Source organism: Ruegeria sp. CL6 (assembly GCF_056536465.1).
Genome location: NZ_JBQFPR010000003.1, coordinates 304,105 through 330,268 on the forward strand (window position 1 = coordinate 304,105; position 26,164 = coordinate 330,268).

The following is a 26,164-nucleotide window of genomic DNA, read 5'->3' on the forward strand; positions in this document are numbered from 1 at the left end:
TCACATCACCCACCACAGGTAAAGCGGCAGACCAACCGTGATGTTGAACGGGAACGAAACGCCCAGTGACAGGGTCAGGTAAATCCCGGACTCGGCCTTGGGCAGCGCGATCTTCATTGCCGCTGGTACCGCGATGTAAGACGCCGACGCAGACAGTACCATCAGCAGGAACAGGCTGCCTTCGGACAGGCCGATCATTGCACCGACGACCCAGGCCATCATCGCTCCGATCAGGGGCATCAGCACGCCAAAGCCAAACAGCCCCACCGACAGTTTATCGCGGTTACTCAGCAGGCTCCGCCCGGCTGAAAGGCCCAAGTCCAGAAGAAACAGGCAGAGGATTCCGGTAAAGGGCGTCACAATGAACGGCGCGATCATTTGCATGCCTTCACCGCCCGTGATGGCTCCGATGAGGAAGGCGCCGGTCAGCAGAACAATGGACCCGTTCGCCAGAAGGTCGCGCCAAAGCCCTTTGTCCTTGATGCCGTTGCCATTTGATCTGTGGGCAAGCCACAGCGCGGACAGGATGGCGGGCACCTCCATCGCTGCGGCGACAGCGACCATGAACCCGTCATGGCTGAGGCCGACAAGGTCCAGCAGGCTTGTGGCAGTCACGAAGGTAACGATCGAAATCGACCCATAATGCCCGGCGACCGCAGCCGCGTTCAGCGGGTCCAGTCGGGTCATGACCCGCAGCAACCCGAAGGCAACGAACGGAATGGCGAAGGACAGCGCCACACCACCCAGCAAGGTTAGAAACAAGTCCAGATGGATGCCATGTTCGGCCAGATTGCTGCCGCCTTTGAACCCGATGGCCAGCAGCAGATACAGCGACATGAACTTGGCCGCGCCCGTAGGAATCGAAAGATCGCTGCGCACAAAGGCGGCTAGCAATCCCAGCGCGAAGAAAAGGATCGTAGGCACCAGCAAATTGCTGGACAGTGTTTCGATTACGCTGGGCATTTGCGGCTCCTGTCCCGGTTTTTGGGCTAGGTGCCTTGCCGAATTGTATTATCCCAATATTATCTTTCTAAATTTAACATAGTTTAAGGCTATGAAATGCGCCCAACCTTGCGTCAGCTTGAATATGTCGTCACCGTCAGTCGCCTTGGCCGGTTCGGGCTTGCGGCGGACGTGCTGAATGTCAGTCAGCCCAGCCTTTCGGCGCAGATATCGGCCGTAGAACAAGAGCTTGGCCTGCGCATCTTTGAACGCAATCGGGGCGGTGTTTACGCAACAGCCAAAGGCGAGGAGTTCATTTCACGCGCCCAGAAGATATTGGCCGAGGTTCAGGACCTACGCCACGCCGTGACCAGCGACGCGCCGGTGGGCGGACGTTTGAGACTGGGTGTGCTGCCGTCAATCGGTCCTTATCTGTTGCCGCAGGCCATCAAGAAAATCCATCAGGAGCGTCCGGGCCTGCGTATCGTAGTGCGTGAGGAAAACACGCGTGACCTTGAGCAAGGACTCAAATCAGGGCGCTTTGACCTGATTATCTCAACCCCCGAGGATCATCCGAATACGATGCAGCAGCGTCTGTTCAATGAAACCCTGTGGATCGGCGTGGCCGTTGACGACATGCTGGCGCGGGATTTGCACGGCGTCACCGCCGAAGACCTGCGCGACCGTTTGATTCTGACGCTGGATCAAAGCCATCGCCTGTCCCGGATCGTGTACGCTCTGGCCGCCGAATGCGGTGGGGTCGTGTCAGACGAATATGAAGGAACAACGCTGGATTCGATCGTTCTGATGGCGGCTTCGGGGGTTGGCGTTGCCGTTTTGCCCGACTTGTACGCGCGCCGGCAGGGGATCTACCGCGATGAGGTTCGGTTGCGCCCCTTGGCCATTCCCAATGCCAACCGCGATATCGCGTTGTTGGCGCGCCGAGGGGAAGACGACCTGCAAGGCCGAAATATTCTGACGCAATCTCTGCGCAAAGTTGCACGGGATATGGGTTTGACGGTGCCGTTTGAATAAAAAAAGACCCGCACAGGAAGCGCGGGTCGTACAGTCTTCACCGGGGAGAAATTACCAATCCATCGGACCCTTGTCGTTGAAGGACTCGACCAGAAAATCAATGAATGCTCGTACTTTGGGCTGCGTGAAACGGCCGGGCGGGTAGACAGCATAGACGCCTTGAACCTCGTCGGGCAGTGACGGCATTGCGTCCATAACGCGACCTGTTTTCAGCGCGTCGGCATAAAGATAGCTGGGCAGATGGGCGATCCCAAGGCCCGAGATCGCCGCGTTCAGCAGGGATTGACCGTCGTTGACGCTCAACCACCCTGCGGTGCGGACCTGACGTTTTTCACCCGAAGGCGCGGTCAGCTTCCACACGTTGCCCGACGACTGGCTGGAATAGTGCAACAGCTTGTGTTCGTTCAGATCGTCGATCTTCTGCGGGCGTCCGTATTTCTCGATATAGCTTGGGGCGGCGACCATGCGTTTCACGGTTTCGGTCAGCTTGCGGGCGCGCAGGGTGCTGTCTTCCAGCTCGCCGATTCGTACAGCCACGTCAAAGCCTTCCGAGATCAGCTCTACATACCGGTTGTTCAGAACCATGTTCACCGTGATATCCGGGTAAGCTGCCAGAAACCCTGACAAAACCGGCGACAGGTGATTCACGCCGAAATCTGTCGCGACGCTGATTCTAAGTAGCCCGGATGGTGCGGATTGCATCGAGGTCACCAAAGCGTCGGCTTCGCCCGCGTCATTCAGAACACGACGTGCCCGGTCATAGTAGGCGAGGCCGATTTCTGTCGGCGAAACGCGGCGTGTCGTGCGGTTTAACAGGCGGGCGCCCAGGCGGGCTTCCAGGCTCGATACGTGCTTTGACACGGCCGACTTGGAGATGCCCATTTTCTTGGCCGCATCCGTGAAGCCACCCTGGTCCACCACATTGGCAAAGGCTTCCATTTCGGTCAGTCTGTCCATACTCGTTCCCCAGGTCTTGGTTCGTTGACCGATCTTGCTGGCCAATCTGGGCGGAAACTGGGCAGACATGGGATAATATCAGGGATTTAATTCGGATCGTTTGCGTATAGGAAACGCGGAAACGGTGGTTTCTTAAATCGCCACAAACTCAATACATGTAGGGTTTTAGTAGATTTTGCGTGAATATGTTAGGATGAGAATGGCAAATTTGTGACCACGGAGGAGATCATGAAAGCCTTTTTCGCCATCGTCGCCCTGACCCTTTCAGCCACGTTTGCTCAGGCCGGGGGTGAGACGCCTTCCAACCCGGATGCCACGGTCTATTTCGTGAATTTGTCGGATGGAGATACCGTAAAGTCACCGGTAACGATCGTGTTCGGCCTAAGCGGAATGGGCGTCGCCCCAGCCGGTACAGAGAAAGAAAACACGGGCCACCACCACCTTCTGATCGACCGTCCGCCGCTGGGCGAGGGGGAAGATGGCGCAGATGAGTTGGCCTATGGTCTGCCTGCCGATGACAACCACATCCATTTCGGCGGTGGACAAACCGAAGTGACACTGGACCTTGCCTCGGGCGAGCATACGCTGCAACTGGTGCTTGGCGATGCCGGGCATGTGCCGCACGCAACGCCGATTGTGTCAGATGTGATTACGATCACGGTCGAGTAGGAGGCGCGCATTCCGCCTTGCTTGATCAGATCGCGAAGGGTCACTCTGCACCTCTGCCAATAGCAGACGAACATTAGGAAGCCGCCCCATTCGAGGCGGCTTCGCTGGGTGCAAAAGTTATCGTCGCGTTAGAAAGTAGCGGCCAAGCGTGTTCCTTGGTTGATCGCGCGTTTTGCGTCCAGTTCTGCGGCCAAATCCGCGCCGCCGATCACATGCGGAGTGATGCCGCGTTCGATCAGCGCATCCGCAAGGCTGCGTTCCGAGACCTGACCGGAGCACAGAACAACTGTATCTGCCGCGATAACGGTTGGGTCCGCGCGCTCCTCGCCAAAGCTGACATGCAGGCCGTCGTCGTCGATACGCTCGTAATTGACGCCGCCAACGAAGTTCACGTCCTTCATCTTGAGCGTCGCGCGGTGAATCCAGCCGGTGGTTTTGCCCAGACCCTTACCATGCGCTTGTTTCTTGCGTTGCAGCAGCGTCACCTCGCGCGCCGGGGCCGCTGGCTGCGGTCCTTCGGGCGCTAGGCCCGAGCGGTGCTCGGCCGGGTCAGTCACGCCCCATTCCTTCATCCACGCAGGCAGGTCCGTAGTGATGCTGTGACCGTCTTCCAGCAGGAACTCGGACACGTCGAACCCGATGCCGCCGGCACCGATCACCGCGACGGATTTGCCGACCTCGGCCTTGTCGCGCAGAACGTCGATGTAGTTGATAACGTTCTCGCGGTCTTGCCCGGGGATTTCCGGGTCGCGCGGGTTGACGCCGGTGGCGATGACGACTTCATCAAAACCGGTCAGGTCGTCGGCGCTGACCTCGCGGTTCAGTTCGACCTTCACACCCAGATCCGCAATCATAGTGCGATACCAGTCGACCAGACCCCAGAATTCCTCTTTACCCGGAACCTGCTTGGCCATGTTGAGCTGCCCGCCAACTTCGGCGGCGCGGTCGAACAGGGTTACGTCATGTCCACGCTGGGCAGCGGTCATCGCGGTGGACAGACCCGCCGGACCTGCGCCGACGATGGCGATGGTCTTGCGGGTTTCGGCCTGTTCGATCACCAGCTCGGTCTCATGACAGGCGCGTGGATTGACCAGACACGAGGTCAATTTGCCGCCGAACGTATGATCAAGGCAGGCTTGGTTGCAGGCAATACAAGGTGCGATCTGGGCAGACTGTCCCGCGATGGCCTTGTTCACGAAATCCGCATCCGCAAGCATCGGGCGCGCCAGCGACACCATGTCGGCGCAGCCGGTCGACAGAACCTCTTCGGCGACCTCGGGCGTGTTGATCCGGTTCGAGGTGATTACCGGAATGTTCACCTGACCCATCAGCTTTTTCGTGACCCAGGCAAAGGCCGCGCGGGGTACGCTGGTGGCGATCGTCGGAATCCGCGCTTCGTGCCAGCCGATACCGGTGTTGATGATCGTGGCGCCCGCTTCTTCGATTCGCTGTGCAAGCTCGACCACCTCATCATAGGTCGAGCCGTTGGGGACCAAGTCTATCATCGACAGGCGATAGATGATGATGAAATCGGTGCCTACGGCCTCGCGCGTGCGGCGCACGACTTCGATTGGCAGGCGCATGCGGTTTTCATACGAGCCACCCCAGCGATCCTCACGCTTATTGGTGTGCGTCACGAGGAACTGGTTGATGAAATACCCCTCGGAGCCCATGATCTCGACCCCGTCATAGCCCGCTTTTTGGGCCAGCGCAGCAGCGTTGACGATGTCGCTGATCTGCTTCTCGATCCCGTCCTCGTCCAGTTCATTCGGCGGGAAAGGAGAGATGGGCGATTTCACTGGGCTGGGGGCCACGCATTTGGGGCCATAAGCATAGCGACCCGCATGCAGAATCTGCATGGCGATTTTGCCGCCCGCCTCATGCACACGCTGGGTGACGATGGAATGGTTCGCCACCTCTTTGTCATTGGTCATCATTGATGCGCCCGGCAGGACCGAACCCTCAAGGTTCGGACCAATCCCGCCTGTCACCATAAGGCCCACACCACCGCGTGCGCGATCGGCATAGAACTCGGCCACCCGGTTCCAATCGCCGGTTTCTTCAAGGCCAGTGTGCATCGAGCCCATCAGCACGCGGTTTTTCAAGGTCGTAAAGCCCAGATCAAGCGGGGCCAGCATATTTGGGTACGCAGTCATGGCGAACTCTCCCTCCCGGAATTGCAGCGTTAGATTGACCTTCGCGTCAACATTGTCACGCGAAACCTAGCGTCAAAGTCTTTGCTGTCGCTGCGGCACTTGATACAGACGAACCGGGACACCGATATGAGGCCGCCAATGACCCCGGACCAGATTGCCAAATTGCCCTACCGTCCTTGCGTCGGGCTAATGTTGATGAATGCCGAGGGCAAGATTTTCGTGGGCCAGCGCAATGACCGCCACGCCGAGGCCTGGCAGATGCCGCAAGGTGGCGTGGACAAGGGCGAAGACCCTCGCGATGCGGCCCTGCGTGAACTTTGGGAGGAAACCGGCGTCACCGCCGATCTGGTGCAGGTTGTGGCCGAAACCCCCGGATGGCTGCCCTATGATCTGCCCCATGATATCGTCCCGAAAATCTGGAAAGGGCGCTATCGTGGGCAGGAACAGAAATGGTTCCTGCTGCGCTTTACCGGGCGCGATGATCAAATCGATATCCAGACCGAACACCCCGAGTTCACCCGCTGGAAATGGCAGGAGCCAGGCAACCTGATCAACGAGATCGTGCCATTCAAGCGTGAGGTCTACCAGCAGGTGGTTGCCGCCTTTGCTGAACACCTGTCATAAAGTGCCATGCAAATTGAGGATATCTGGCCCAAATACCGTGCGCGCCTGAAGGCGTTTCTGCACTCTCGCGTCTCGAATGCGGCGGATGTGGACGACTTGCTGCAAGAGATTTCGGTCAAAGTGTTTACAGGTTTGCCTGCGCTGAATGATCCGTCCAAGTTGCAGCCGTGGCTTTTTCAGACCGCAGATCGCACCATCATAGACTATTACCGTAAGTTCGGCCGCGCGCAGGCGCACCCGGATGACCTTTGGTATCACCGCGATGATCCCGAAACCCGGCAGGATCTGGAACGCTGCGTCGAGCCGTTCATTCGCGGTCTGCCCGCGGAAACGGCGGATATGCTGATGGCCATCGACATCAACGGCATGTCTCAGAATGACTACGCAATGGCGCATGGTCTCCCGTATTCGACACTCAAATCCCGCGTGCAGAAAGGTCGGGCCGAGTTGCGCAAAGCGTTTGAAAACTGCTGCGACATCACAATGGACGCGCGCGGAAACATCGCGGATGTGCAGGAAAAATCGGAAAGCTGCAAAAAATGTTGATCTGAACGTCGTCTTTTTGGCGCGGGCTTCGTCTGACAGATGAAACCACCAAAAGGAAACAAAGATGATCCGTATCGTTAGCTTTAAAATCTGCCCTTTCGTGCAGCGCGTAACCGCGTTGCTTGAGGCCAAGCAGATACCTTATCAGATCGACTACATCAGTCTCGGCGATAAACCTGACTGGTTCCTTGAGCTCTCGCCTACTGGTCAGGTGCCCGTTCTGGTGACCGAAGGCGGCACGCCACTTTTCGAGTCTGACGCGATTGCGGAATATCTCGACGACATATCCGCGCCTTTGCAACCGGACTTGATGCCCGAGCAACGCGCCCTGAACCGCGCCTGGAGCTATCAGGCCAGCAAGCATTATCTTGTCCAGTGCAGCGCGATGCAAAGCACCGATATGGCGACGTTTGCCGAGCGTATGTCAAAACTGAATGCCGCCTTTGCGAGGGCAGAACAGACATTGGGCAGCGGCCCCTTCTTTGGCGGAGAGGCGCTGGGCAATGTCGATATGGCGTGGCTGCCGTTGCTGCACCGCGCCTCGATCGTCGAAGCGCATAGCGGTCATGACATGCTGGCGCACTATCCCAGGGTCAAGTCATGGCAACAGGCTGTGATGGCGACGGGGATTCCTCAAAAGTCGGTATCCGAAGATTTTGCCGTTCGGTTCACAGATTTCTATCTGGCCGACCGCACCTGGCTAGGCCGAGGAGCCAACCAGAACGAAGCCCCCACATCGGTCCAGACACGTCAATCAGGCGGATGTTGCGGGTGATGCGATCACCGTCCTGCACGTTGGCGTGAGGGGGCGTGGCCCTGTCCGGGGCTTGCCTCTAACTGATGAGTATCCGCCAGACCTTGCGGCGTTGCCCCCGGTCTATCGTCAATGATCGGGGGCCACCTTATGCGTATACTGTTGATCTTGCTGCTGCCTCTGATTACGGCCTGTGCCAGCGTTGAACGTCTGGCTTTGCCCTCGGCCACCCCTTTGCCGGACGCCTCTTTGACCCGTGCCTCCACTCAAGCGGGGCAAAAAGTGGACCACACGGCATGGACGGTATTTCTGGGCCGCTACATTTCCCAGGATGCGCAGGGTGTGAACCGATTGGCTTATGGGCAGGTGACGCAAGCTGATCGGGACGTGTTGGATGGGTATCTGACCCAGCTTCAATCCGTCGATCCCGGTCGCCTGACCCGCGAACAGCAACTGGCCTACTGGATCAACCTCTACAACGCGGCAACGGTGGTTGTGGTTCTGGACAGCTACCCGGTAGAATCGATCAGAGATATTAAAGACGGGCCGTTTTCTATTGGTCCTTGGAGCCGTCCTCTGGTGCAGGTCTCCGGGAACACCTTGAGCCTGAACGACATCGAACACCGCGTCATTCGTCCAAACTATGACGAACCGCGCATCCACTATGCCCTGAACTGTGCGGCCGTCGGGTGCCCGAACCTGATGGCGCGCGCATGGCAGGCTGAAACTCTGGAACGCGATTTTGCTGCGGTCGAGAGCGCCTATATCAACGACCCGCGCGGAGTTCGTTTCGATGATCGCGGACGGCTGATCCTGTCCAAAATCTTCATCTGGTTCCGCGAAGATTTCGGGCAGGATGAGAAATCGGTTCTGGCCTACCTCCAGACGGCGGCAGATCCGGAACTGCGCGCGCGGTTGCAGCAAGTGTCAGGTGTTAGTGCCTACAAATATGACTGGGCGTTGAACGACGCAGCAACCGGATCGTAGCCTTAGCCGAGGCACTGGCTCAGGCGGTGTCCGTTCTCTTTGTCCTCAAGAATGTAGAACCCGCCCTGATCGCCGTTGACAACCAGCCCGTAAGAAAAAGATTCCGGCCAGAGGCCGTATACAAAGGTGATCGGGTTGCTTTGGTTGCCGTAGTAGCTGACCCACATTTCCACGTCGGGGATGCGCGCGCCATCCACAACCAGCCCAAACGTCTCACCCGGACCTGTGCCTGACAGTTCGATGCCACCGGGAACCGAACAGTCCACGGCATATCGGCCTTCGGTGTTTCGAATGTCGAAATCCTCGGCGAATTGCGGCAACCATTCAAGGAACGCGCCGCAATAGGGTTTGTCGCCGCTTTCCTTCCAGCCTTCGCAGGGGCCATCGACCGCTTGTGCGGGTGTAAGGGCGGGCATCATGAAAACAGCCGTCATCGCGAGCAGCAGTCGCTTGGGTGTCCCTGAGCCCGGGACGCGGTTCTGATAGATCACAGCAAGCCTTCTTCGCGCAGGAGTTCCAACATGTTTGCCTCGGGGCGCGGGCCGATGTGACTGATCACTTCGCGCGCGCAGACATTGCCGATTTTGGCGCAAGTCTCGTAGTCGCGGCCTGTCGCCATACCAAACAAGAACCCGGCGGCGAATTGATCGCCTGCGCCAGTGGCGTCGACCGGCACAACCTTTTCAACGGGCACGTCGATGCGCTGTCCCTCATGCAACACCGTCACACCATCGCCCGAGCGTGTGCACACCACCAGAGGGCAGATCGCGGCGGTTTTCGCCAGCGCATCTTCAAGGTCATCGGTTTCAAACAGGGATTTGATCTCGGCCTCATTGCCAATCACGAAGTCCAATTCGTTCTCGATCAGCAGAAGGAAATCGACCCGGTGGCGTTCCACGCAGAACGGATCGGAAATGGCGATCCCGGCCTTGCCGCCGCCCTTGTGACAGGTGCGGGCGGCCTCAAGGAATGCAGCCTTGCCCTTTTCCTTGTCGAACAGATAGCCCTCAAGGAACATGATCTGGCTGTTGCCCGACACATCTGCGGACACGTCCTGCGATGACAGTTCCGAGGAAATCCCCAGATAGGTGTTCATCGACCGCTCACCATCCGGCGACACGAAGATCATCGAGCGCGAGGTTGGCAGCTCCCCACCCGGGACCGGAGGGTTCACGAAATCGACGCCATCCTCGTTCATCGCGTCCGCGTAGAACCGACCCAATGCATCGTCGTGCACACGTCCAATGAACGCCGAATCCAGACCCAACGCACCTGCACCCGCGATGGTGTTGGCGACCGAACCGCCGGGGGTCTGCACGCGCCCTTCCATCGACGCATAAAGAACCTCGCCGCGTTCCTGCTCGATCAGTTGCATAATGCCTTTTTCGATGCCCATCAGCTCTAGAAAACTGTCATCGGCCTGAGAGATCACGTCCACGACGGCGTTGCCGATACCGGTGAGCTGGTAGGTTTTCATAGGTTCTTGTCCTCGAATTGGCAGAGATCGCGGATGATACAGGTTCCGCATAAAGGTTTGCGCGCCTTGCAGTGATAGCGGCCATGCAGGATCAGCCAGTGATGCGCGTGCAGTTGGAAATCGGCGGGGATGTTGTCTTCGATGGCACGCTCGACCGCGTCCACGTCCTTGCCGGGGCAAATGCCGGTGCGGTTGCCGACGCGGAAGATATGCGTATCCACCGCCTGCGCCGGTTGCCGCCACCACATGTTCAGCACCACATTGGCCGTCTTTCGCCCGACACCCGGCAGCGATTGCAGCGCGGCGCGGGAATTGGGCACCTCGCCGCCGTAATCCTCGACCAGTATACGGCTGAGTTTGATGACATTCTTCGCCTTCTGGCGGAACAGGCCGATGGTCTTGATATGTTCGATCAGACCTTCTTCGCCCAGATCCAGCATCTTTTGCGGCGTGTCGGCGATCTTGAACAATTCGCGCGTGGCCTTGTTGACGCCCGCGTCTGTGGCTTGCGCCGACAGCGCCACGGCCACGACAAGGGTATAGACGTTCACATGCTCTAACTCGCCCTTGGGTTCGGGGTCGGCGTCCTGAAAACGAGTAAAGATCTCGCGGATCGTATGATAATCGAGTTGCTTTGCCATCAAGGCCTTAATGCCGCCCAAGGGCTGGTGACACAAGCCCTAAGCCAATGCGCACGTTCCGGGTCGCTCGGATACGACCAACGCGCTATGATCCGGTTCAGCAGATGAGGTGCGAAATGAACGTCCAGACCCCGGAAAGCGGATACCACTATAACGTCATGCGCCGCGCGATCGAGTTGATTGATCAGGGCGGAGAATCCCTGTCTCTGGAGGAGTTGGCGCGTCAGATGGATATGAGCCCAGCCCATTTCCAACGCCTGTTCTCGCGCTGGACCGGGGTGTCGCCGAAACGGTATCAGCAGTATCTGACGCTGGGCCATGCAAAGGCGTTGCTGCGCGAACGGTTCACGACCCTTGAGACTGCGCATAACGTAGGTCTGTCTGGCAGCGGTCGCCTGCATGATCTGTTTCTGAAATGGGAATCCATGAGCCCCGGCGAATACGCCCGCAAGGGCGCGGGTCTTACGATCTACTGGGGCTGGTTTGAAAGCCCCTTCGGGCCTGCGCTGGTGATGGGAACAGACAAAGGCATTTGCGGCATGGCCTTTGCTGCGGAATCCGGTGAGGAAGCGGCGATGGAGGATATGCTCTCACGCTGGCCCCTTGCGGATTTCGTAGAGGACCCGATGCGGTTGCGTCCTTGGGTGCTAAGCGCATTCGGATCAGTAAGCGACCGTTTAGAGCCGACACCTCTCTACCTGATCGGTTCTCCGCTTCAAATAAAGGTGTGGGAGGCGCTGATGCATATCCCGTCTGGTCAGGTCACGACCTATTCCGAGATCGCGCAGCGAGTGGGTTCGCCTCAAGCCGTCCGCGCCGTGGGTACGGCGGTCGGGCGCAACCCGGTCAGTTGGTTGATCCCCTGCCACCGCGCCTTGCGGAAGTCAGGCGGTCTGGGCGGGTATCACTGGGGCTTGCCGGTCAAACGCGCCATGCTTGCCTATGAAGCCGCGCAAGCAGATGCCTGAAAATAAAGCGAGGCACCCTTGGGTGCCTCACTACTGGATCACGTTATGGCGCGGTTATTCAGCGGCCCAGCCGCCGACCGCCTTGACCTCAAGGAAATCCTCAAGACCCCAGACGCCGCCTTCACGCCCGTTGCCGGACTGTTTCATCCCACCAAACGGAGACCCCGCGCTGCGCGACTGGCCGTTCATCTCAACCATTCCCGAACGCAGCTCGCGCGCCATGCGGTTGGCACGGCTTCCGTCCTGCGTCTGGACATAGTTGGTCAGGCCATACGGCGTGTCGTTGGCGATCTCGACGGCTTCTTCCTCGGTATCGAAGGGGATCATGGTCAGGACCGGGCCAAAGATTTCCTCGCGCGCGATGGTCATCTGGTTGTTGGCATCTGCAAAGACCGTGGGGCGAACATAGTAGCCTTTGTTCAGACCCTCGGGCCGACCGGTGCCGCCCGCGACAAGGCGCGCGCCTTCGTCGATGCCCTTCTGGATCAGATCCTGAATCTTGTTCCACTGAAGCTCGTTCACAACCGGGCCAATGTGCCGCCCTTCTTCCTGAGCGTTCCCGACCGACACCATGTTGGCCACCTGCGCGGCCGTCTCGACCGCCTGATCGTAGATCGGGCGCTGCACCAGCATGCGGCTGGGGGCGTTACAGCTTTGACCGGTGTTGTTCATCATATGCAGCACGCCGCGTTTGACGGCCTTTTCATCGGCATCGGCAAAGACAACGTTTGCGCCCTTGCCGCCCAGCTCAAGATGCACTTTCTTCAACGTATCTGCTGCGTTTTTGGAAATCGCCGTACCCGCGCGGGTCGAGCCGGTGAAGCTGATCATATCCACATCCGGATGCGCCGACAGTTGCGAGCCGACGCCCACGCCGTCGCCGTTTACAAGGTTGAACACACCGGCGGGGAACCCGGCCTCGTCCATCATCTCGGCAAAGATCATCGCGTTCAGCGGGCTTTGCTCGGACGGTTTCAGAACCATGGTACAACCCGCGATCGCAGCCGCGCCCACCTTGAGCGTGATCTGGTTCATCGGCCAGTTCCAAGGCGTGATCAGGGCGGCAACACCTACGGCTTCGTAGATAATCCGGTCGTTGGGGGCGTGATCCCCCAAGGGGCGATCAAACTGAAACGCCTTGGCGGCGCGGATGAAGTTTTTCAGGTGATAGACGCCGGCGCCAGACTGCTGTGTACGCGCCATGTCAATCGGAGCGCCCATTTCCAGCGACATTGCCTGCGCCAAGTCTTCCGAGCGAGATAGGTAGATCTCAACCAGTTTTTCAACCAGCGCGATGCGGTCCTCAACCGGGGTGGCCATCCATCCGGGCAGTGCGGCTTTGGCAGCGGCGACGGCTGCGTTTGTGTCCTCTGCCCCGCCCAGTGAGATGACCGCGCACGGGTCTTCAGTCGAGGGGTTGATCACCTCGAAATCATTGGCCTGCGCCGGAGCGACCCATTGTCCGTTGATGTAGAAATTGCGTTTGTCGATCATGGCTCCACCTTTTGAACTGAGTTATTTCGACCGCCCGGTCGGTTTTGTGAGGCACTCTGTCACTCTGTCCCAAAAGGGGCAAGTAACAATTCAACGTGACGCTACGCGTTGGGCTAGGGAAATATCCGGCAAGTCACAAAAGAACGGTTTAACTTGATTGCAAAGTGATTAAGTTTGCACCAACCGATCACGCTCATCAGCAGAAAAGGAGATGCCTCATGGGTTTGCGCATCAACGACACGGTTCCCAACTTCACAGCAGAAACGGATCAGGGCACCATTCAATTCCACGATTGGATTGGTGACAGCTGGGCCATTCTGTTTTCGCACCCCAAGGATTTTACCCCTGTCTGCACCACCGAATTTTCGGCTGTTGCTCAGTTGAACGACGAATGGGCCGCGCGAAACACGAAAGTCCTGGGTGTTTCCGTCGACGGAGTCGAGGACCACAAGAAGTGGAAAAAGGACATTGAGGCATATGGCAATGCCAACCCCGGGTTCCCCATCATCGCGGATGACGGGCTGGCTGTCTCGAAGGCGTTCGACATGCTACCGGCCGAAGCATACCTGCCGGATGGCCGTACACCGGCTGACAGCGCCACTGTTCGTTCGGTCTTTATCATTGGTCCCGATAAGCAACTGAAGCTGTCGATGACCTATCCGATGACCGTAGGCCGCAATTTTGCGGAAATCCTGCGCGCACTGGATGGTTTGCAGATGAGCAGCAAGGGCGTTGCGACCCCTGCAAACTGGGTGCCGGGCGAAGACGTGATCATCCCGCCAGCGGTTTCCAACGAAGAAGCCAAGGAAAAGTTCGGCGAGTTTGAAACGATTTTCCCGTACCTGCGCAAGACCAAAGCGCCCAGCTAAGACAAAAAGCGGGGCTATATGCCCCGCTTGACCAATCTGCGTATCAGGCGGCCGGTCGCTGTGGGTGTTGGTAGAGCTTCGCGCGATAAGCCGCGCGCTTGAACTCTCGGGATATCTTGTCGCCCAGCGGAGGGCGGGCCTGAATGGTTGACCCGCCAATCTCGTTGGCAACTTCCTGATTGCCGCTGCCTTGCAGTGCCAGGATCGGCTGGCCCGTCAACCAGTGCATTTGCAGAAACGTGTCAATCGGACGGTCGATTTTGTTGGTTGCCTCAAGCAACCGTTCGGCCGCACGCCGACCGACCAACTGGCACACACACTGCAGCCCGATCACTTTGGGCAGGATCAATCGCATGTCGTTGTGTTTCGCCAGCACCTGGGCGGCGATCTCACGTTGTTTCACGGGAATGCGGATATAGTGATCTGGTGTCGCGATCGGCGCGAGCATCTTTAGCGCCTCGGTCATCCGGCACGGGTCAACGCGCAGGTCGTCCTCGGTGATGATTGCCATGTCTATCTTTTCATCGACCAGCTTGCGCCAGATTCGGCGGTGGCTTTCAAAAACACCAATTTCAGCAGGTCGCAAATTGAACGGGTATTCGGGCTGATGCAAATTGCCGGGAAACAGCTCGACATTCGCGATCTGGTCAGAATTCCGCCCATTCACGGCCTCGAACAACTCGGCGTTTGGCAGGTCAGCGCACAGCTTTTCTGCGTTAGGCCGCCGGGCCGTACTTGAGGACATGTGAATTACGAAAGAGCGCATGCCCAAGTGCATAGAGCACGAGCGCAATCTGGGAAAGAGAAACAAGTGGGTAAGACAGCCAAAATACAATCATAGGTCTTGGTGGACGCGGGATTTCACCCAAGACATGTGCGAATGGCGTGTCGGAGGGACTGGATGACCTTGTTTTAGAACCCACCCCCGGGTGCCTCTCTCGCATCGGGAAATGTTGCTCGGTTCGTGAATCCAGCCAGTTATGGTAGGGTATAGCTGTTCAGCAGAGCTACAGGCGCAAGGCCACAAACATCGAGCATTCACACTGTGCATCACAGGAGAAGACGATGGCATTTACAGATTGGTATGTCGAAGGTGAGGCTTTCGGGAACTGCAATTGCGGCTATGCCTGCCCTTGCCAGTTCGAGGAAGTACCGACCCATGGGAATTGCCGTGGGTTTGAAGTTCTGAATATCTCCAAGGGACATTTCGGCGACACGGACCTTGTCGGGGCGAAGGCTGCGTTGATCTACGCGTGGCCCGGACCGATTTTTGAGGGCGGTGGCGAGATGCAGGTTATCATCGACCCAAGCGCCTCGGACGCGCAGCGATCCGCGTTGGAAAAGGTCTTTCACGGCGAAGAAACCGAAGAAATGGCGACCCATTGGTTCGTCTTTCGGGCGATGTGCAAAACCGTTCACGAGACGCTGTATCTGCCAATTGATTTCGAGATGGATGTGGAAGGCCGCACGGCCAAGGTCACTATCGGCGATGTGCTAAACTCGACCGGTCGCCCGATTCAGGCACCGCATGGGGGCGGTGAGCATAGGGTTCGGATCGACATCCCCGGCGGGATCGAGTTCACTCTGGCGGAAATTGGCAGTGCGTCGACCAAGGCGAATGCCGCGATCAAGCTGGATCTGAACGACAGCTTTGGCCAGTGGCATATCATGAAGCACGGACCGTCCGGGGTGGCGCACTAAACAAAAGACCCCGGCCAAAACCGGGGTTTTTCGCTATTCAAAAAGAGGCGCAGATTATTCTGCGTCTTCTTTCTTTTCTTTCTTCTCGGGAACGATCTCTTCGCCGGTTTCCTGATCGACGACTTTCATCGACAGGCGGACCTTGCCGCGGTCGTCAAAGCCCAGCAGCTTGACCTTTACTTCCTGACCTTCTTTCAGAACATCCGACGGATGGTTCAGACGGCGGTTTTCGATCTGGGACACGTGGACCAGACCGTCGCGCTTGCCAAAGAAGTTCACGAAGGCACCGAAGTCGACGATCTTGACCACTTTACCGGTGTAGATCTGACCTTCTTCCGGCTCGGCCACGATCGAATAGATCATGTCGTATGCCTTCTGGATCGACTCTCCGTCCGGCGAGGCGATCTTGATCACGCCGTCGTCGTTGATGTCGACCTTTGCACCCGAAACCTCGACGATTTCGCGGATAACCTTACCGCCCGAGCCGATCACTTCGCGGATCTTGTCGGTCGGGATGTTCATGGTCTCGATGCGCGGGGCGTGGACCGAGAATTCGTTGGTCTCGGACAGGGCTTTGCCCATCTCGCCCAGGATGTGCATCCGGCCGTCCTTGGCTTGCGCCAGGGCTTTTTCCATGATCTCGGGCGTGATGCCTGCGACCTTGATGTCCATCTGCAGCGAGGTGATGCCGTTTTCGGTACCCGCCACTTTGAAGTCCATGTCGCCCAGGTGGTCTTCGTCACCCAGAATGTCTGACAGGATGGCATAGTTGCCGTCATCTTCCAGGATCAGACCCATGGCCACACCGGCAACCGGTGCTTTCAACGGAACGCCCGCATCCATCATCGACAGCGAACCACCGCAGACCGACGCCATCGAGCTGGAACCGTTGGATTCGGTGATCTCCGACACGATGCGGATCGTGTAGGGGAAGTCGGTTGCCGCAGGCAGAACTGCCTGAAGGGCGCGCCATGCCAGCTTGCCGTGGCCGATCTCGCGACGGCCGGGGCCACCCACGCGGCCCACTTCACCCACCGAATAGGGAGGGAAGTTGTAGTGCAGCAGGAAGTTCGATTTGAAGTTGCCGTGCAGCGCGTCGATGAATTGCTCATCATCACCGGTGCCCAGCGTGGTTACGGCCAGCGCCTGTGTCTCACCACGGGTGAACAGGGCAGACCCGTGCGTCCGGGGCAGCATCGAGGTTTCGGCTTCGATCCCACGGATGTCGGTGGTCGAGCGACCGTCGATGCGCTTGCCGCCTTTGACGACGTCACCGCGCAGGATGCCGGCTTCCAGCTTTTTCATCGCGGAACCAAGGTTCGCGTCTTCCAGCTGTTCCTCGGTCAGCGCTTCCTTGATCGCTTCACGGGCAGCGGCAACAGCGGCGGTGCGCTCTTGCTTGTCGGTGATCGCGAAGGCGGCGCGCATCTGCTCTTCACCGGCAGCCGAAACAGCGGCGTACAGGTCCGAGTAATCGGGGGCTTGGAAGTCGAACGGCTCTTTCGCGGTTTCTTCGGCCAGATCAATGATCAGGTCCAGAACCGGCTGGATCTGCTCGTGCGCAAAGTTCACGGCACCCAGCATTTCGGCCTCGGACAGCTCGTACGCTTCCGATTCCACCATCATCACGGCGTTCTTGGTACCGGCCACAACCAGATCCAGACGCTGTTCAGGGTTCAGGCGCAGGTCCTGCATATCGTCCACGGTCGGGTTCAGGACGTATTCGCCATCGACGAAACCAACGCGGGCACCGGCAATCGGGCCCATGAACGGCGCGCCGGAAATGGTCAGGGCAGCGGATGCTGCGATCATCGCAACGATGTCGGGATCGTTGACCAGATCGTGGGACAGCACGGTGCACATGACCAGAACTTCGTTCTTGAAGCCGTCAACGAACAGCGGGCGGATCGGACGGTCGATCAGACGCGCGGTCAGCGTTTCTTTCTCGGTCGGGCGCGCCTCGCGCTTGAAGAAGCCGCCCGGAACCTTACCGGCGGCATAGTATTTCTCTTGGTAGTGCACGGTCAGCGGGAAAAAGTCCTGACCGGGCTTTTGTTGCTTGGCAAAAGTCACGTTCGCCATGACGCTGGTTTCGCCCAGCGTGGCAATCACGGTGCCGTCGGCCTGACGCGCAACCTTGCCGGTTTCCAGCGTGAGCGTCTCTTCGCCCCACTGCATCGATTTCTTTGTTACATCAAACATTTGCGTATCCTAAAAGGGAGCACTCCCGGCCCTCCGGGTCTCCCGTTTTGCATGGCGGCCCCATTGCCGCCGACCCCATTTTATCTTCCGTTCGAGTGCCGGGGTCAGGGCACAACGTCTCAGATGCTGCGCGCATACATGAGATTCCTCTCAAAGGAAAGAGAAACCGCATAGTGGCACAGTTGACGGCCATTCCACCGTTTGGAACAGCGTTGTCGAGATAGTCAGGCTTTTACGCGAATTTGACCAAACAAATGCGATAACTTGAATGCGTTTTGTAAAAATATGATGTCAGTGTAAGATGTTACCACTGAACCCGCGGTCGAAAAGACGGAAACGCGCCAAGGGGGTACAATACTCATATCCGTCAGTCGACCGAATACCTTGGCGATTGCACCTAGCGGACAGAGGGGCAGTCGAATGGCTCAGACAAAGAAAATGCTGGATCCGGATCCCCGGATCTATGACTTTGAAACCGAATACGAACTTGGGCAGGACAACGTCCGACCGTTCGGTTTGGACATCCACAACCCGGTTTTCCTGATCTCAAGTATCCTCATTTTTGCGTTCGTCCTGATCGCATTGGCCAATCAGGAGGCAGCAGCGACCTTCTTTGGATGGCTTCGGCCATGGCTGACCAGTACGTTCGATTGGTTCCTTGTTCTTTCCGTGGATGCAATCACCCTGTTCTGTCTGGTGCTGATCGTCTTACCCGTCGGCAAGGTGCGGATCGGCGGTAAGGACGCCAAGCCCGACTATTCCTATGCTGGCTGGATCGCGATGATGTTCGCGGCAGGGATCGGGATCGGTTTGCTGTTCTTCGGCGTGATGGAGCCGGTGTACTACAACTTTGCCGAGGACGGGAATGCTGTTCCACTGGGAATTGATATTGCGGTGCCCGGCAATGAATATGCAGGTATCGTCGGTACGATCCACCATTGGGGGCTTGAGGGCTGGGCCGTTTACGCGGCCGTCGGACTTGCGCTGGCCATCTTCAGCTATAACCTTGGCTTACCGTTGACCCTGCGGTCGGCCTTCTATCCGATACTGGGCGAACGCGTTTGGGGCTGGTGGGGCCACATCATTGATACCCTGGCCGTGTTTGCCACACTATTCGGCCTGACAACCTCGCTTGGATTGGGCGCGCAGCAGGTAGCCGCGGGCCTTTACGAGGTATTCGGCATCGAACCCAGCCCGACAGTTGTGGTGCTGCTGATCATCGGGATCACAATGATTGCGCTGGGCTCGGTCCTTCTGGGCATGGATGCAGGTGTCAAACGGTTGAGTGAGATCAACATGATCATGGCCGTCGGCTTGTTCCTGTTCGTGATTGCGGTCACCGGTATTGGAACGGCCATTGCACGGTACTTCAACGTGATGACAGATTACGTGCTGCACCTGCCAGCCTTGTCCAACCCGTTCGGGCGTGAAGACACCAGCTATTTCCACGGCTGGACGACCTTCTACTGGGCGTGGTGGATTGCATGGTCGCCGTTTGTGGGCATGTTCATCGCGCGTATCTCAAAGGGCCGCACGGTGCGAGAGTTCGTTATCTGCGCGCTGCTGGCACCCACGGCGGTCTGCGCCCTGTGGATGTCAACCTTCGGCGGTGCCGCGATTGACATGCTGAACGCAGGCGGAGCAGAAGGTGTCCGCGCCACCGTGATCGACAGCTATGCCCCTGAAGGCGCGCTGTTTGGCTTCCTGAAAGAGCTTCCGCTCTATGGTATCGTGGCGCCAATCGCGTTGATCCTGATCGTAGTGTTCTTTGTGACCTCGTCGGATTCCGGTTCACTGGTGATCGACACGATTACCGCGGGCGGCAAGATGGATGCCCCGGTGATCCAGCGCGTGTTCTGGTGCACTTTGGAAGGGCTGGTCGCAATCGCTCTCTTGCTGGGAGGCGGCTTGGTTGCCCTTCAAGGTGCGGCGGTTTCAACGGGTATTCCGTTTACGTTGGTCGTATTGGTCATGTGCTATTGCCTGTGGCTGGCGCTGAAATCAGAGAAAGCCAAAATGTAGGCCAAACGAAACAAAGCGAAGCGCCTGTCCTATGGCGGGCGCTTCCATCGCGTATAGCTGCTAAAAGTATTCAAAAATTCCCGGTTGTTGATATAGTGCTCTCATATCTTTGAGCATTACGTTTGGTTGCGTGGGGGGATTTTGGATGCGTTTGAACACAGGACTGATCAGAGCAGCGCTATTTGGCGCGGCGTTTGCCGTCACCGCGACAGGAACAGCAATGGCACAATCTTCTGAACCCAAGGCATGGTCGCGCACCGAACCTTACCCCAACCAAACCGTTTACTATCCCGGCACTGAAACGCTGGGTCCGGACGAAATGCGGGTTGTTGCCTGCGGAACTGGCATGCCGCAGCCGCGCCTGAAACAGGCTGCGGCCTGTTTCCTGGTCGAGCTGGGGAACGGCGACAAATTCATCTTTGACATAGGGGAAGGGTCCTTTGAGCGGATCATGGCGCTTGGAATTCCTCTGGATCAACTCGACAAGGTGTTCCTGGGTCACCTGCATCTTGACCACGCAGGCGATTTCCCCGCGTTCTACTTCACCGGCCCGGTGAATAACCGCCTCACACCTGTGCGCCTTTGGGGGCCGGAAGGCATTAAGCCTGAATGGGGTACAAAGGCTTGGGCCGATCACATGATGAAGATGTGGGCATGGGAAGAAGCAACCCGAGGCGCAGCCGTTGATCCGCGCGGCCTGCAGCTTGAGGTGAATGAGTTCGACTGGAAGGCTGTGAACAACGTCATTTATGACGAAAACGGTGTTCAGGTCAGAACCCTTCCCGCTATTCACGGCGAACAGGCTGTCAGCTTTCTTCTGGAATGGAACGATCTGACATTTGCCTTTTCTTCCGACACGCTTCCGACCCGGTGGTGGAGAGAACACGCGGCCGGTGCGGACCTCGCGATTCACGAGTGTTTCACGCCTCCTGAATTCATGATCGAAAAATACGGTTTTGCGCCCTCCGAGGCGATTTTTGTCGGATCGCAAGGTCACACCGCTGCGCAGGCATTTGGCAAGATCATGTCGGATACAGAGCCAAGACTGGCGGTCTGTTACCATTTTCAGAACGACCACGACATTGCGTTGGCGGTCTATTCGGCCATTCGGGAAACCTATGACGGCCCGCTTGATCTGGCGACCGATTTCATGACGTGGAACGTCACCAAAGACAGCATCCGCACCCGCCAGGGCGTCCCCAACGAAGAATCTTTTCCCGCGCCAGTTCAGATGGTCAAACAGCCGCCAGATTCTGCGGCCGAGTTCCCGTTCTCCGAGTTCGATCTTGAGAGTATTGACCTGGATGCCGCAAAAGCCACCAACGACATGATCGAGGCGTTCAACGAACGATCGGGAAATAACGAAGTCGGTGCATACACCAGCCTTCCGTTTGTCGAGTGACGGATAACATTTTCGCAGCAGACGATTCCGGCTGTTGCGGTCGCCGATAGAAGCGCGAGAGCAACTGGGGTCGCTGGGCTATTTCAGCATCCCAAACAGCCCTGATTTCTCGCGGCGGCGACCGTCATCAAACTTGTAGCTGAACAGGTCCACATCTTTCGCATAAACGCGCCCAACGATGTCCTGAGTCTCTTGGTCGTAGTAGTCGCGGTAGTCAGTGCGTTTTGATTGTTTTCGGTGACGAACAAGTGCCCTTCGCATACCGATCTGCTTCAAGGCGACCTTGAGGTCCTCGTCAAACCGTTCAAAGCGGCCCACGAAATCAATGGGCATCTCTCCTGAACTGTCGGTCAGGTAGATATGTTGTGGTTGAAAATAGCGGATTTTGAGAAACGTGTCCGGTTCTTGCGAAAAGGCGTGAACAAACTCGGCAAATGTTCCGTGAGAGCTGACCTCTGTGATTTCAGGTCGTCGCTGACAGACGTAGTGATAGCCAGACACGAAGCGATCCCAAGGGTTCCGCACAAAGCTGAACTTGTAATAGTTGTTGGCTTCATTCCCAAGTAAATCGAAATACTGCGAGATATAGTCGATGTCGGTGTCGCGCGGATCTCTTGGGTTTACCCGCCGCCCCAAGAAGCGATCACGCTTCAATACTGTCGTCACCGTCGAGCCGCCCGATTTCGGGATGTGTACAAATATCACTTTGATGTTCGGAAATATGGGCATTGGACTTCCATCATGGCGCAGGGAAACCGAATGATCCGTTTGGACTGCGCCGAATTCGTGTCGTCGGGTGACGTGGCAGGCCAGAAAACATCTGGCCTGCCACGTGGGTGTTCGCTCAGAACCGATAGGCGACCCTGGCGGTGAGGGTGCTGAGGTCGAAGTCCGAGTCATTGGGCGCGTCGTCAAACTCGCCGCTTACGTCCCTATAGGTATAATCTGCGCCCAAGGACCACCGGTCATTGAAGTTGTATTCCATGCCCAGACCGATGTTGAACCCGTCCAGCGTGGTTTGGCTGTCCCGGTCAAATTGGGCACTTGGGTGGACCCGCAGCCTGGACCATGACCAGCCAAGGGCGCCGTAAAACATGAAATCACCGTTCACGTAGCCGACCCTACCGCGCAAGTCCGCAAAGTCCATGACTTCGCGTGTTTCCGGGTTGCCCTTTTCCACAACGTGCGACAGGTTCGAGTACCTGACTTCCGCACCGTAGATCATGTCGCCGCGCTGTACGTTATATCCCAGCGCCACCCCGAAACTGCGGCCTGTGTCAGGGTCGAATGAAGTGTTCCTCGTGCCGCCCGACAAAACTGGGAAATCAGTCATTCCGTCGGCTGTTGCTGCCCCTAGTTCCAATCCCGCATATGCGCCCTGAAAAGCGCTTGCAGCCGCAGAATTGTCCGCATACGCCAAGTCAGGAGCCACCTGCACCAATGGTATCAGGGACAAGAGGGCAAATTTCCTCATTCAAACTCTCCTCAAACAATTCACATTTTACATGGCGGCCCGTTTTTCGGACTAACTGGAATCATAGGGCCGTCGCAAATGCCGGCAAAGGAATTGTGGTCGCCTGCGAAAAAATTCGTGAGATTTGATGCTGAAAAACACGCTGCCGGATCAGGGGGCAATCACGACGCGCCTAAAATGAAAACGCCCACCGCAAGGGTGGGCGTACAAATCGTAAATCTGGGGTCTGGCCCGGATAACCGCGCAAAGTGGCGATTAGCGGCGGATGCCCAGCTTTTTGATCAGGTCCTGATAGCGCGCTTCTTCTTTGCCCTTCAGGTAGTCCAGCAGCTTACGGCGCTGGGCGACCATTTTCAGCAGACCGCGACGACCGTGGTTGTCTTTTTTGTGGGTCTTGAAGTGCTCGGTCAGGGTGTTGATGCGCGAGGTCAGGATTGCAACCTGGACTTCAGGCGAACCAGTGTCGCCGTCCTTGGTTGCGAATTCTTTCATGACGCGTGCTTTATCAGCGACAGTAATCGACATCGGGGTCTCCTTGTAAAAGGTTAGAGTTGATGGCGCAGGCCGGGATGTCGTCCAGCACAGGCCCATGGAGAAAACCGCACCGATTCCGGTACGGATGCGCGCGTATAAGCGTATTTGCGGCGAATGGCAAAAGGATTCTGTTGGATCAGCCCAGCGCGCTTAGCTGCGTCAGGTCGAACGCGCCGATCAACTGAATATCATCCGGGGTCAAACCTTCGGCCCCAAGCAACTGAGCGACGTTTTGGCCGTTGATCATCACATTTGTCAGGTTTTCATCCTCGGCATCAGGCTCGACCTGAACAACCGGGTTTTCTTCGCCTTCCCATGAAACCAGAAGTTTGTCCTGACCGGGTTGAAAATCCATCACGGTCGTAGCCGTGCCGTCCTGAGACGCTTGGACGACGACTTCGTCTTCGCCTTCACCACCTGTCACGATGTCGTTGCTATCGGCCAAAATCGTATCATCCCCGGTGCCGCCGTTCAGGAAATCCACACTACCGTCCGAACCTATCAGGACGTCGTTGCCATCTCCGCCAAACAGGACATCCTGCCCTTTGCCACCGTCCAGATGATCGTCCCCATAGCCGCCATGCAGAGCATCATCGCCTTCGCCACCGGTCAAAGTGTCGTCGTCCTGCCCGCCATATAGCTCGTCATTACCCGCGCCACCGTCCAGAATGTCGTTGCCGAAATGCCCAAACAGCGCGTCATCCCCTGCGCCCCCGGCAATTTGATCTGCCCCACCTTCGCCGTGCAGGACATCATTGCCGCCTTCGCCAAGAAGGTGGTCTTCACCGGCCCCACCATGCAGAGTGTCGTCACCCTCCCCGCCGATTACACTGTCGTTGCCGCCGTACCCGTTGATCTGGTCGTCGCCGTCCTGCCCCGTCAAAAGATCCTGACCCTTTGAGCCTGCAATGATCAGATCATCCTGGAATTCAGATATCACTGTCCCGGTCGACGGTTCTGTGGGGGTGTCTATGTTTTCGCCAACATCCAGCAGGTTGCCTTCTGAAACGTCCTCAGCCTCATCCTCGACGATTTTCTCGTCCTCAAGGTCGTCGTCGGCCTCAAAAACATCGCTTATCGCGTAGGCGGCGCCGCCGACTGCGGCAAGGCCCAGCAATCCGAACAGAAACATGACATCCCTCCGCAAGCGCGCTGCATCGAGGGTGATTTGTCTCATGTTGCCAGTTGGTTGGTCAAAGCTGAGTTGGGCTTGTGGTTAACCTTTGATCACCATGGTTCGGGCTGCTGGGTATAAGCGATATACAGAGGGTGTTTGGGGTGGCCATCCTTGGTCAGCCCCAAATGAAACAGAGGTTGCCCGGTGCCGCGCAGCAAGGTTTCAACCGCCGGTCCTCGGTCCAGATGTGCGCCGTGGGTGCCCCAAGCGGCGATGACCTGATCGGCCCATTGGACACCGTCCAGAATGGCTGCGTCATTTTCCGGCCCTACAGGATCGGCGGCGGCGCGCATCTTGCGCGGGTCGGTGTCGCGCCAAGCAAAGATGTTGGTGACCTGAAACGCCCCGAACCCCAATGCGCGCGCTCGGCGTTCGCAGCGTTCGACGGTTGGGTCGTTCTGCACCTCGGTCGCGGTGGACGGGTTCAGCATCACGAACAGCGCCTTGCGCCCGCCCTCATCCCAGACGCGGGTCAGGCTATAGCGGTAGTTTTCGCAATCCGAATAGATGGCGGTCGAGGGCGCGTCGCCCTTGGTATGCGTTCGGGTGATCATGCCCACGGCCTAGCACGTGGCTCAGGCGACGAACACCCGGCTGGGATGCAGTTCGCCGGATTTATAGACGCCAACCGCCACGGCTTTGCCATCCAAAGATGCCCATGCCTCGTCTCCGTATTCCACGTCCGAGGCCAGAACCATGCCCGGATTGCCGTTGCGCAGACGGGTGGCGCCTTCGGGGGTGCATTTCAGCTCGGGCAGGTCGGCGAGGCCGGTTTCCAGCGGGTGCAGGTAGTCGTCCAAAGCAGTGGTCTTCGCCATCTCGTCGATCTGTTCGATACTTAGGCCATCTTCAACCTCGAACGGGCCGGACCAGATGCGACGCAGCTCTTTGACGTGGCCATGGCATCCCAGAGCCGCGCCCAGATCGCGGGCGATGGACCGGACATAGCCGCCTTTGCCGCAGGTCATTTCCAGCACCACATGATCATCGTCGGGGCGATCGACAAGGATCAGTTCCTCAACCCACAGAGGGCGGGCGGACAGCTCCACATCCTCGCCATCGCGGGCCAGCTTGTAGGCGCGCTGGCCGTCGATCTTCACGGCGGAGAAATTCGGCGGCACCTGCATGATATCGCCTAGAAACGGGGCCAGCGCCTGTTTGATTTCGTCATCCGAAGGGCGTGCATCGCTTTGTGCAGTGACCTCGCCCTCGGCATCGTCGGTATTGGTGGCCTGACCCAGACGCACCGTGAACGTGTAGGCTTTCAACGCATCGGTGATATAGGGAACGGTTTTGGTCGCCTCGCCCAATGCCACGGCCAGAACGCCGGTTGCCTCGGGGTCCAGCGTGCCTGCGTGACCCGCTTTCTTGGCGTCCATCGCCCAGCGCACCTTGTTGACCACCGCGGTCGAGGTCATGCCCGCGGGCTTGTCCACCACCAGCCAACCGGAAATGTCGCGGCCCTTGCGTTTGCGTCCCATATCGCACCTTGAATCTTGCTAAGGCGCGCGAGTTAGCGGATCACTAAAGCCC

The 26,164-nt window shown here is 57.9% G+C and carries 26 protein-coding genes; 11 read left to right on the forward strand and 15 right to left on the reverse strand.

Annotated elements, in window-relative coordinates:
* Nucleotides 1-963 (reverse strand): sodium-dependent bicarbonate transport family permease, encoded by a 963-nt coding sequence (locus ACR0LH_RS11065; protein WP_480720985.1) that lies wholly within the window; start codon nucleotides 961-963, stop codon nucleotides 1-3.
* A gap of 96 nt (nucleotides 964-1,059) precedes the next feature.
* On the opposite strand from ACR0LH_RS11065, the gene ACR0LH_RS11070 reads away from it, so the two are divergent.
* A complete protein-coding gene (locus ACR0LH_RS11070) occupies nucleotides 1,060-1,977 on the forward strand; it encodes a hydrogen peroxide-inducible genes activator (RefSeq protein ID WP_170615339.1) in 918 nt (305 codons plus the stop codon).
* Nucleotides 1,978-2,028: 51 nt separating this feature from the next.
* Here the strand turns inward: ACR0LH_RS11070 and ACR0LH_RS11075 are convergent, their stop codons facing one another.
* The gene (locus ACR0LH_RS11075) at nucleotides 2,029-2,934 is read right to left on the reverse strand and encodes a LysR family transcriptional regulator (protein WP_170387716.1); all 906 of its coding nucleotides are present in this window, start codon (nucleotides 2,932-2,934) and stop codon (nucleotides 2,029-2,031) included.
* A 228-nt stretch (nucleotides 2,935-3,162) separates the two neighbouring features.
* Here ACR0LH_RS11075 and ACR0LH_RS11080 point away from each other — a divergent pair, with 228 nt between their 5' ends.
* Nucleotides 3,163-3,603 (forward strand): DUF4399 domain-containing protein, encoded by a 441-nt coding sequence (locus tag ACR0LH_RS11080; protein WP_480720987.1) that lies wholly within the window; start codon nucleotides 3,163-3,165, stop codon nucleotides 3,601-3,603.
* A gap of 128 nt (nucleotides 3,604-3,731) precedes the next feature.
* Here the strand turns inward: ACR0LH_RS11080 and ACR0LH_RS11085 are convergent, their stop codons facing one another.
* A complete protein-coding gene (locus ACR0LH_RS11085) occupies nucleotides 3,732-5,759 on the reverse strand; it encodes an FAD-dependent oxidoreductase (protein WP_480720989.1) in 2,028 nt (675 codons plus the stop codon).
* 138 nt (nucleotides 5,760-5,897) lie between these two features.
* Here ACR0LH_RS11085 and ACR0LH_RS11090 point away from each other — a divergent pair, with 138 nt between their 5' ends.
* From ACR0LH_RS11090 to ACR0LH_RS11105, 4 genes are all read left to right on the forward strand, one after another.
* Nucleotides 5,898-6,383 carry an RNA pyrophosphohydrolase gene (locus ACR0LH_RS11090; RefSeq protein WP_170696765.1) on the forward strand — a complete coding sequence of 162 codons (486 nt, stop codon included), beginning with the start codon at nucleotides 5,898-5,900 and terminating at the stop codon, nucleotides 6,381-6,383.
* Nucleotides 6,384-6,389: 6 nt separating this feature from the next.
* On the forward strand, nucleotides 6,390-6,929 hold the full coding sequence (sigZ, locus tag ACR0LH_RS11095; RefSeq protein WP_480720990.1) for an RNA polymerase sigma factor SigZ: 540 nt from the start codon (nucleotides 6,390-6,392) through the stop codon (nucleotides 6,927-6,929).
* Between the two features lie 64 nt (nucleotides 6,930-6,993).
* A complete protein-coding gene (locus ACR0LH_RS11100) occupies nucleotides 6,994-7,704 on the forward strand; it encodes a glutathione S-transferase family protein (protein WP_480720992.1) in 711 nt (236 codons plus the stop codon).
* A 129-nt stretch (nucleotides 7,705-7,833) separates the two neighbouring features.
* On the forward strand, nucleotides 7,834-8,670 hold the full coding sequence (locus tag ACR0LH_RS11105) for a DUF547 domain-containing protein (RefSeq protein WP_480720993.1): 837 nt from the start codon (nucleotides 7,834-7,836) through the stop codon (nucleotides 8,668-8,670).
* Nucleotides 8,671-8,672: 2 nt separating this feature from the next.
* Here the strand turns inward: ACR0LH_RS11105 and ACR0LH_RS11110 are convergent, their stop codons facing one another.
* Genes ACR0LH_RS11110 through nth form a run of 3 tightly spaced genes read right to left on the reverse strand, consistent with a single transcriptional unit; the run spans nucleotide 8,673 to nucleotide 10,788 of the window.
* Nucleotides 8,673-9,161: a hypothetical protein gene (locus ACR0LH_RS11110; RefSeq protein ID WP_480720994.1), complete on the reverse strand. Its 489-nt coding sequence runs from the start codon at nucleotides 9,159-9,161 to the stop codon at nucleotides 8,673-8,675.
* The gene (locus ACR0LH_RS11115) at nucleotides 9,158-10,147 is read right to left on the reverse strand and encodes an adenosine kinase (RefSeq protein WP_170483609.1); all 990 of its coding nucleotides are present in this window, start codon (nucleotides 10,145-10,147) and stop codon (nucleotides 9,158-9,160) included. The genes ACR0LH_RS11110 and ACR0LH_RS11115 overlap by 4 nt, the downstream gene beginning before the upstream one ends.
* Nucleotides 10,144-10,788: an endonuclease III gene (nth, locus tag ACR0LH_RS11120; RefSeq protein WP_170387699.1), complete on the reverse strand. Its 645-nt coding sequence runs from the start codon at nucleotides 10,786-10,788 to the stop codon at nucleotides 10,144-10,146. The genes ACR0LH_RS11115 and nth overlap by 4 nt, the downstream gene beginning before the upstream one ends.
* A gap of 116 nt (nucleotides 10,789-10,904) precedes the next feature.
* Here nth and ACR0LH_RS11125 point away from each other — a divergent pair, with 116 nt between their 5' ends.
* A complete protein-coding gene (locus ACR0LH_RS11125; RefSeq protein WP_170777378.1) occupies nucleotides 10,905-11,756 on the forward strand; it encodes a bifunctional helix-turn-helix domain-containing protein/methylated-DNA--[protein]-cysteine S-methyltransferase in 852 nt (283 codons plus the stop codon).
* A 54-nt stretch (nucleotides 11,757-11,810) separates the two neighbouring features.
* Here the strand turns inward: ACR0LH_RS11125 and ACR0LH_RS11130 are convergent, their stop codons facing one another.
* Nucleotides 11,811-13,250 carry an aldehyde dehydrogenase family protein gene (locus ACR0LH_RS11130; protein ID WP_170387695.1) on the reverse strand — a complete coding sequence of 480 codons (1,440 nt, stop codon included), beginning with the start codon at nucleotides 13,248-13,250 and terminating at the stop codon, nucleotides 11,811-11,813.
* A 218-nt stretch (nucleotides 13,251-13,468) separates the two neighbouring features.
* Between ACR0LH_RS11130 and ACR0LH_RS11135 the strand changes: the two genes are divergently transcribed.
* Nucleotides 13,469-14,119, forward strand: a complete 651-nt coding sequence (locus tag ACR0LH_RS11135; protein WP_170355987.1) for a peroxiredoxin — start codon at nucleotides 13,469-13,471, stop codon at nucleotides 14,117-14,119.
* A 43-nt stretch (nucleotides 14,120-14,162) separates the two neighbouring features.
* On the opposite strand, the gene ACR0LH_RS11140 is transcribed toward ACR0LH_RS11135, so the two are convergent.
* Nucleotides 14,163-14,885 (reverse strand): glycosyltransferase family 25 protein, encoded by a 723-nt coding sequence (locus ACR0LH_RS11140; RefSeq protein WP_480720995.1) that lies wholly within the window; start codon nucleotides 14,883-14,885, stop codon nucleotides 14,163-14,165.
* 299 nt (nucleotides 14,886-15,184) lie between these two features.
* Here ACR0LH_RS11140 and ACR0LH_RS11145 point away from each other — a divergent pair, with 299 nt between their 5' ends.
* On the forward strand, nucleotides 15,185-15,820 hold the full coding sequence (locus tag ACR0LH_RS11145; protein WP_480720996.1) for a DUF1326 domain-containing protein: 636 nt from the start codon (nucleotides 15,185-15,187) through the stop codon (nucleotides 15,818-15,820).
* Nucleotides 15,821-15,874: 54 nt separating this feature from the next.
* On the opposite strand, the gene pnp is transcribed toward ACR0LH_RS11145, so the two are convergent.
* Nucleotides 15,875-18,022 carry a polyribonucleotide nucleotidyltransferase gene (pnp, locus tag ACR0LH_RS11150; RefSeq protein WP_170387689.1) on the reverse strand — a complete coding sequence of 716 codons (2,148 nt, stop codon included), beginning with the start codon at nucleotides 18,020-18,022 and terminating at the stop codon, nucleotides 15,875-15,877.
* A 420-nt stretch (nucleotides 18,023-18,442) separates the two neighbouring features.
* Here pnp and ACR0LH_RS11155 point away from each other — a divergent pair, with 420 nt between their 5' ends.
* Together ACR0LH_RS11155 and gntH are read left to right on the forward strand one after the other, a co-directional pair.
* Nucleotides 18,443-20,044, forward strand: a complete 1,602-nt coding sequence (locus tag ACR0LH_RS11155; protein ID WP_170387687.1) for a BCCT family transporter — start codon at nucleotides 18,443-18,445, stop codon at nucleotides 20,042-20,044.
* A gap of 145 nt (nucleotides 20,045-20,189) precedes the next feature.
* The gene (gntH, locus tag ACR0LH_RS11160) at nucleotides 20,190-21,446 is read left to right on the forward strand and encodes a guanitoxin biosynthesis MBL fold metallo-hydrolase GntH (protein WP_480720997.1); all 1,257 of its coding nucleotides are present in this window, start codon (nucleotides 20,190-20,192) and stop codon (nucleotides 21,444-21,446) included.
* A gap of 78 nt (nucleotides 21,447-21,524) precedes the next feature.
* Here the strand turns inward: gntH and ACR0LH_RS11165 are convergent, their stop codons facing one another.
* The 6 genes from ACR0LH_RS11165 to truB form a co-directional block, all read right to left on the reverse strand.
* On the reverse strand, nucleotides 21,525-22,175 hold the full coding sequence (locus tag ACR0LH_RS11165) for a sulfotransferase family 2 domain-containing protein (RefSeq protein WP_480720998.1): 651 nt from the start codon (nucleotides 22,173-22,175) through the stop codon (nucleotides 21,525-21,527).
* A 115-nt stretch (nucleotides 22,176-22,290) separates the two neighbouring features.
* Nucleotides 22,291-22,920, reverse strand: a complete 630-nt coding sequence (locus ACR0LH_RS11170; protein WP_170696737.1) for a porin family protein — start codon at nucleotides 22,918-22,920, stop codon at nucleotides 22,291-22,293.
* Nucleotides 22,921-23,175: 255 nt separating this feature from the next.
* The gene (gene rpsO / locus ACR0LH_RS11175) at nucleotides 23,176-23,445 is read right to left on the reverse strand and encodes a 30S ribosomal protein S15 (protein ID WP_480720999.1); all 270 of its coding nucleotides are present in this window, start codon (nucleotides 23,443-23,445) and stop codon (nucleotides 23,176-23,178) included.
* Nucleotides 23,446-23,590: 145 nt separating this feature from the next.
* Complete coding sequence (locus ACR0LH_RS11180; RefSeq protein WP_480721000.1) at nucleotides 23,591-24,586, reverse strand: calcium-binding protein; 996 nt, start codon at nucleotides 24,584-24,586, stop codon at nucleotides 23,591-23,593.
* Nucleotides 24,587-24,681: 95 nt separating this feature from the next.
* Nucleotides 24,682-25,185, reverse strand: a complete 504-nt coding sequence (locus ACR0LH_RS11185; protein ID WP_170387679.1) for a DUF1643 domain-containing protein — start codon at nucleotides 25,183-25,185, stop codon at nucleotides 24,682-24,684.
* Between the two features lie 21 nt (nucleotides 25,186-25,206).
* The gene (gene truB / locus ACR0LH_RS11190; RefSeq protein WP_480721002.1) at nucleotides 25,207-26,112 is read right to left on the reverse strand and encodes a tRNA pseudouridine(55) synthase TruB; all 906 of its coding nucleotides are present in this window, start codon (nucleotides 26,110-26,112) and stop codon (nucleotides 25,207-25,209) included.
* Nucleotides 26,113-26,164: the final 52 nt, after the last annotated feature.

Coding starts and splice junctions, on each gene's coding strand:
- ACR0LH_RS11100 (WP_480720992.1), top strand. CDS start 6,994: ATGATCCGTATCGTTAGCTTTAAAATCTGCCCTTTCGTGCAGCGCGTA.
- pnp (WP_170387689.1), bottom strand. CDS start 18,022: ATGTTTGATGTAACAAAGAAATCGATGCAGTGGGGCGAAGAGACGCTC.
- sigZ (WP_480720990.1), top strand. CDS start 6,390: ATGCAAATTGAGGATATCTGGCCCAAATACCGTGCGCGCCTGAAGGCG.
- gntH (WP_480720997.1), top strand. CDS start 20,190: ATGCGTTTGAACACAGGACTGATCAGAGCAGCGCTATTTGGCGCGGCG.
- ACR0LH_RS11070 (WP_170615339.1), top strand. CDS start 1,060: ATGCGCCCAACCTTGCGTCAGCTTGAATATGTCGTCACCGTCAGTCGC.
- ACR0LH_RS11125 (WP_170777378.1), top strand. CDS start 10,905: ATGAACGTCCAGACCCCGGAAAGCGGATACCACTATAACGTCATGCGC.
- ACR0LH_RS11075 (WP_170387716.1), bottom strand. CDS start 2,934: ATGGACAGACTGACCGAAATGGAAGCCTTTGCCAATGTGGTGGACCAG.
- ACR0LH_RS11170 (WP_170696737.1), bottom strand. CDS start 22,920: ATGAGGAAATTTGCCCTCTTGTCCCTGATACCATTGGTGCAGGTGGCT.
- ACR0LH_RS11115 (WP_170483609.1), bottom strand. CDS start 10,147: ATGAAAACCTACCAGCTCACCGGTATCGGCAACGCCGTCGTGGACGTG.
- ACR0LH_RS11135 (WP_170355987.1), top strand. CDS start 13,469: ATGGGTTTGCGCATCAACGACACGGTTCCCAACTTCACAGCAGAAACG.
- rpsO (WP_480720999.1), bottom strand. CDS start 23,445: ATGTCGATTACTGTCGCTGATAAAGCACGCGTCATGAAAGAATTCGCA.
- ACR0LH_RS11090 (WP_170696765.1), top strand. CDS start 5,898: ATGACCCCGGACCAGATTGCCAAATTGCCCTACCGTCCTTGCGTCGGG.
- ACR0LH_RS11165 (WP_480720998.1), bottom strand. CDS start 22,175: ATGCCCATATTTCCGAACATCAAAGTGATATTTGTACACATCCCGAAA.
- ACR0LH_RS11140 (WP_480720995.1), bottom strand. CDS start 14,885: ATGCGCTCTTTCGTAATTCACATGTCCTCAAGTACGGCCCGGCGGCCT.
- ACR0LH_RS11080 (WP_480720987.1), top strand. CDS start 3,163: ATGAAAGCCTTTTTCGCCATCGTCGCCCTGACCCTTTCAGCCACGTTT.
- nth (WP_170387699.1), bottom strand. CDS start 10,788: ATGGCAAAGCAACTCGATTATCATACGATCCGCGAGATCTTTACTCGT.
- truB (WP_480721002.1), bottom strand. CDS start 26,112: ATGGGACGCAAACGCAAGGGCCGCGACATTTCCGGTTGGCTGGTGGTG.
- ACR0LH_RS11085 (WP_480720989.1), bottom strand. CDS start 5,759: ATGACTGCGTACCCAAATATGCTGGCCCCGCTTGATCTGGGCTTTACG.
- ACR0LH_RS11065 (WP_480720985.1), bottom strand. CDS start 963: ATGCCCAGCGTAATCGAAACACTGTCCAGCAATTTGCTGGTGCCTACG.
- ACR0LH_RS11180 (WP_480721000.1), bottom strand. CDS start 24,586: ATGTTTCTGTTCGGATTGCTGGGCCTTGCCGCAGTCGGCGGCGCCGCC.
- ACR0LH_RS11155 (WP_170387687.1), top strand. CDS start 18,443: ATGGCTCAGACAAAGAAAATGCTGGATCCGGATCCCCGGATCTATGAC.
- ACR0LH_RS11130 (WP_170387695.1), bottom strand. CDS start 13,250: ATGATCGACAAACGCAATTTCTACATCAACGGACAATGGGTCGCTCCG.
- ACR0LH_RS11145 (WP_480720996.1), top strand. CDS start 15,185: ATGGCATTTACAGATTGGTATGTCGAAGGTGAGGCTTTCGGGAACTGC.
- ACR0LH_RS11185 (WP_170387679.1), bottom strand. CDS start 25,185: ATGATCACCCGAACGCATACCAAGGGCGACGCGCCCTCGACCGCCATC.
- ACR0LH_RS11105 (WP_480720993.1), top strand. CDS start 7,834: ATGCGTATACTGTTGATCTTGCTGCTGCCTCTGATTACGGCCTGTGCC.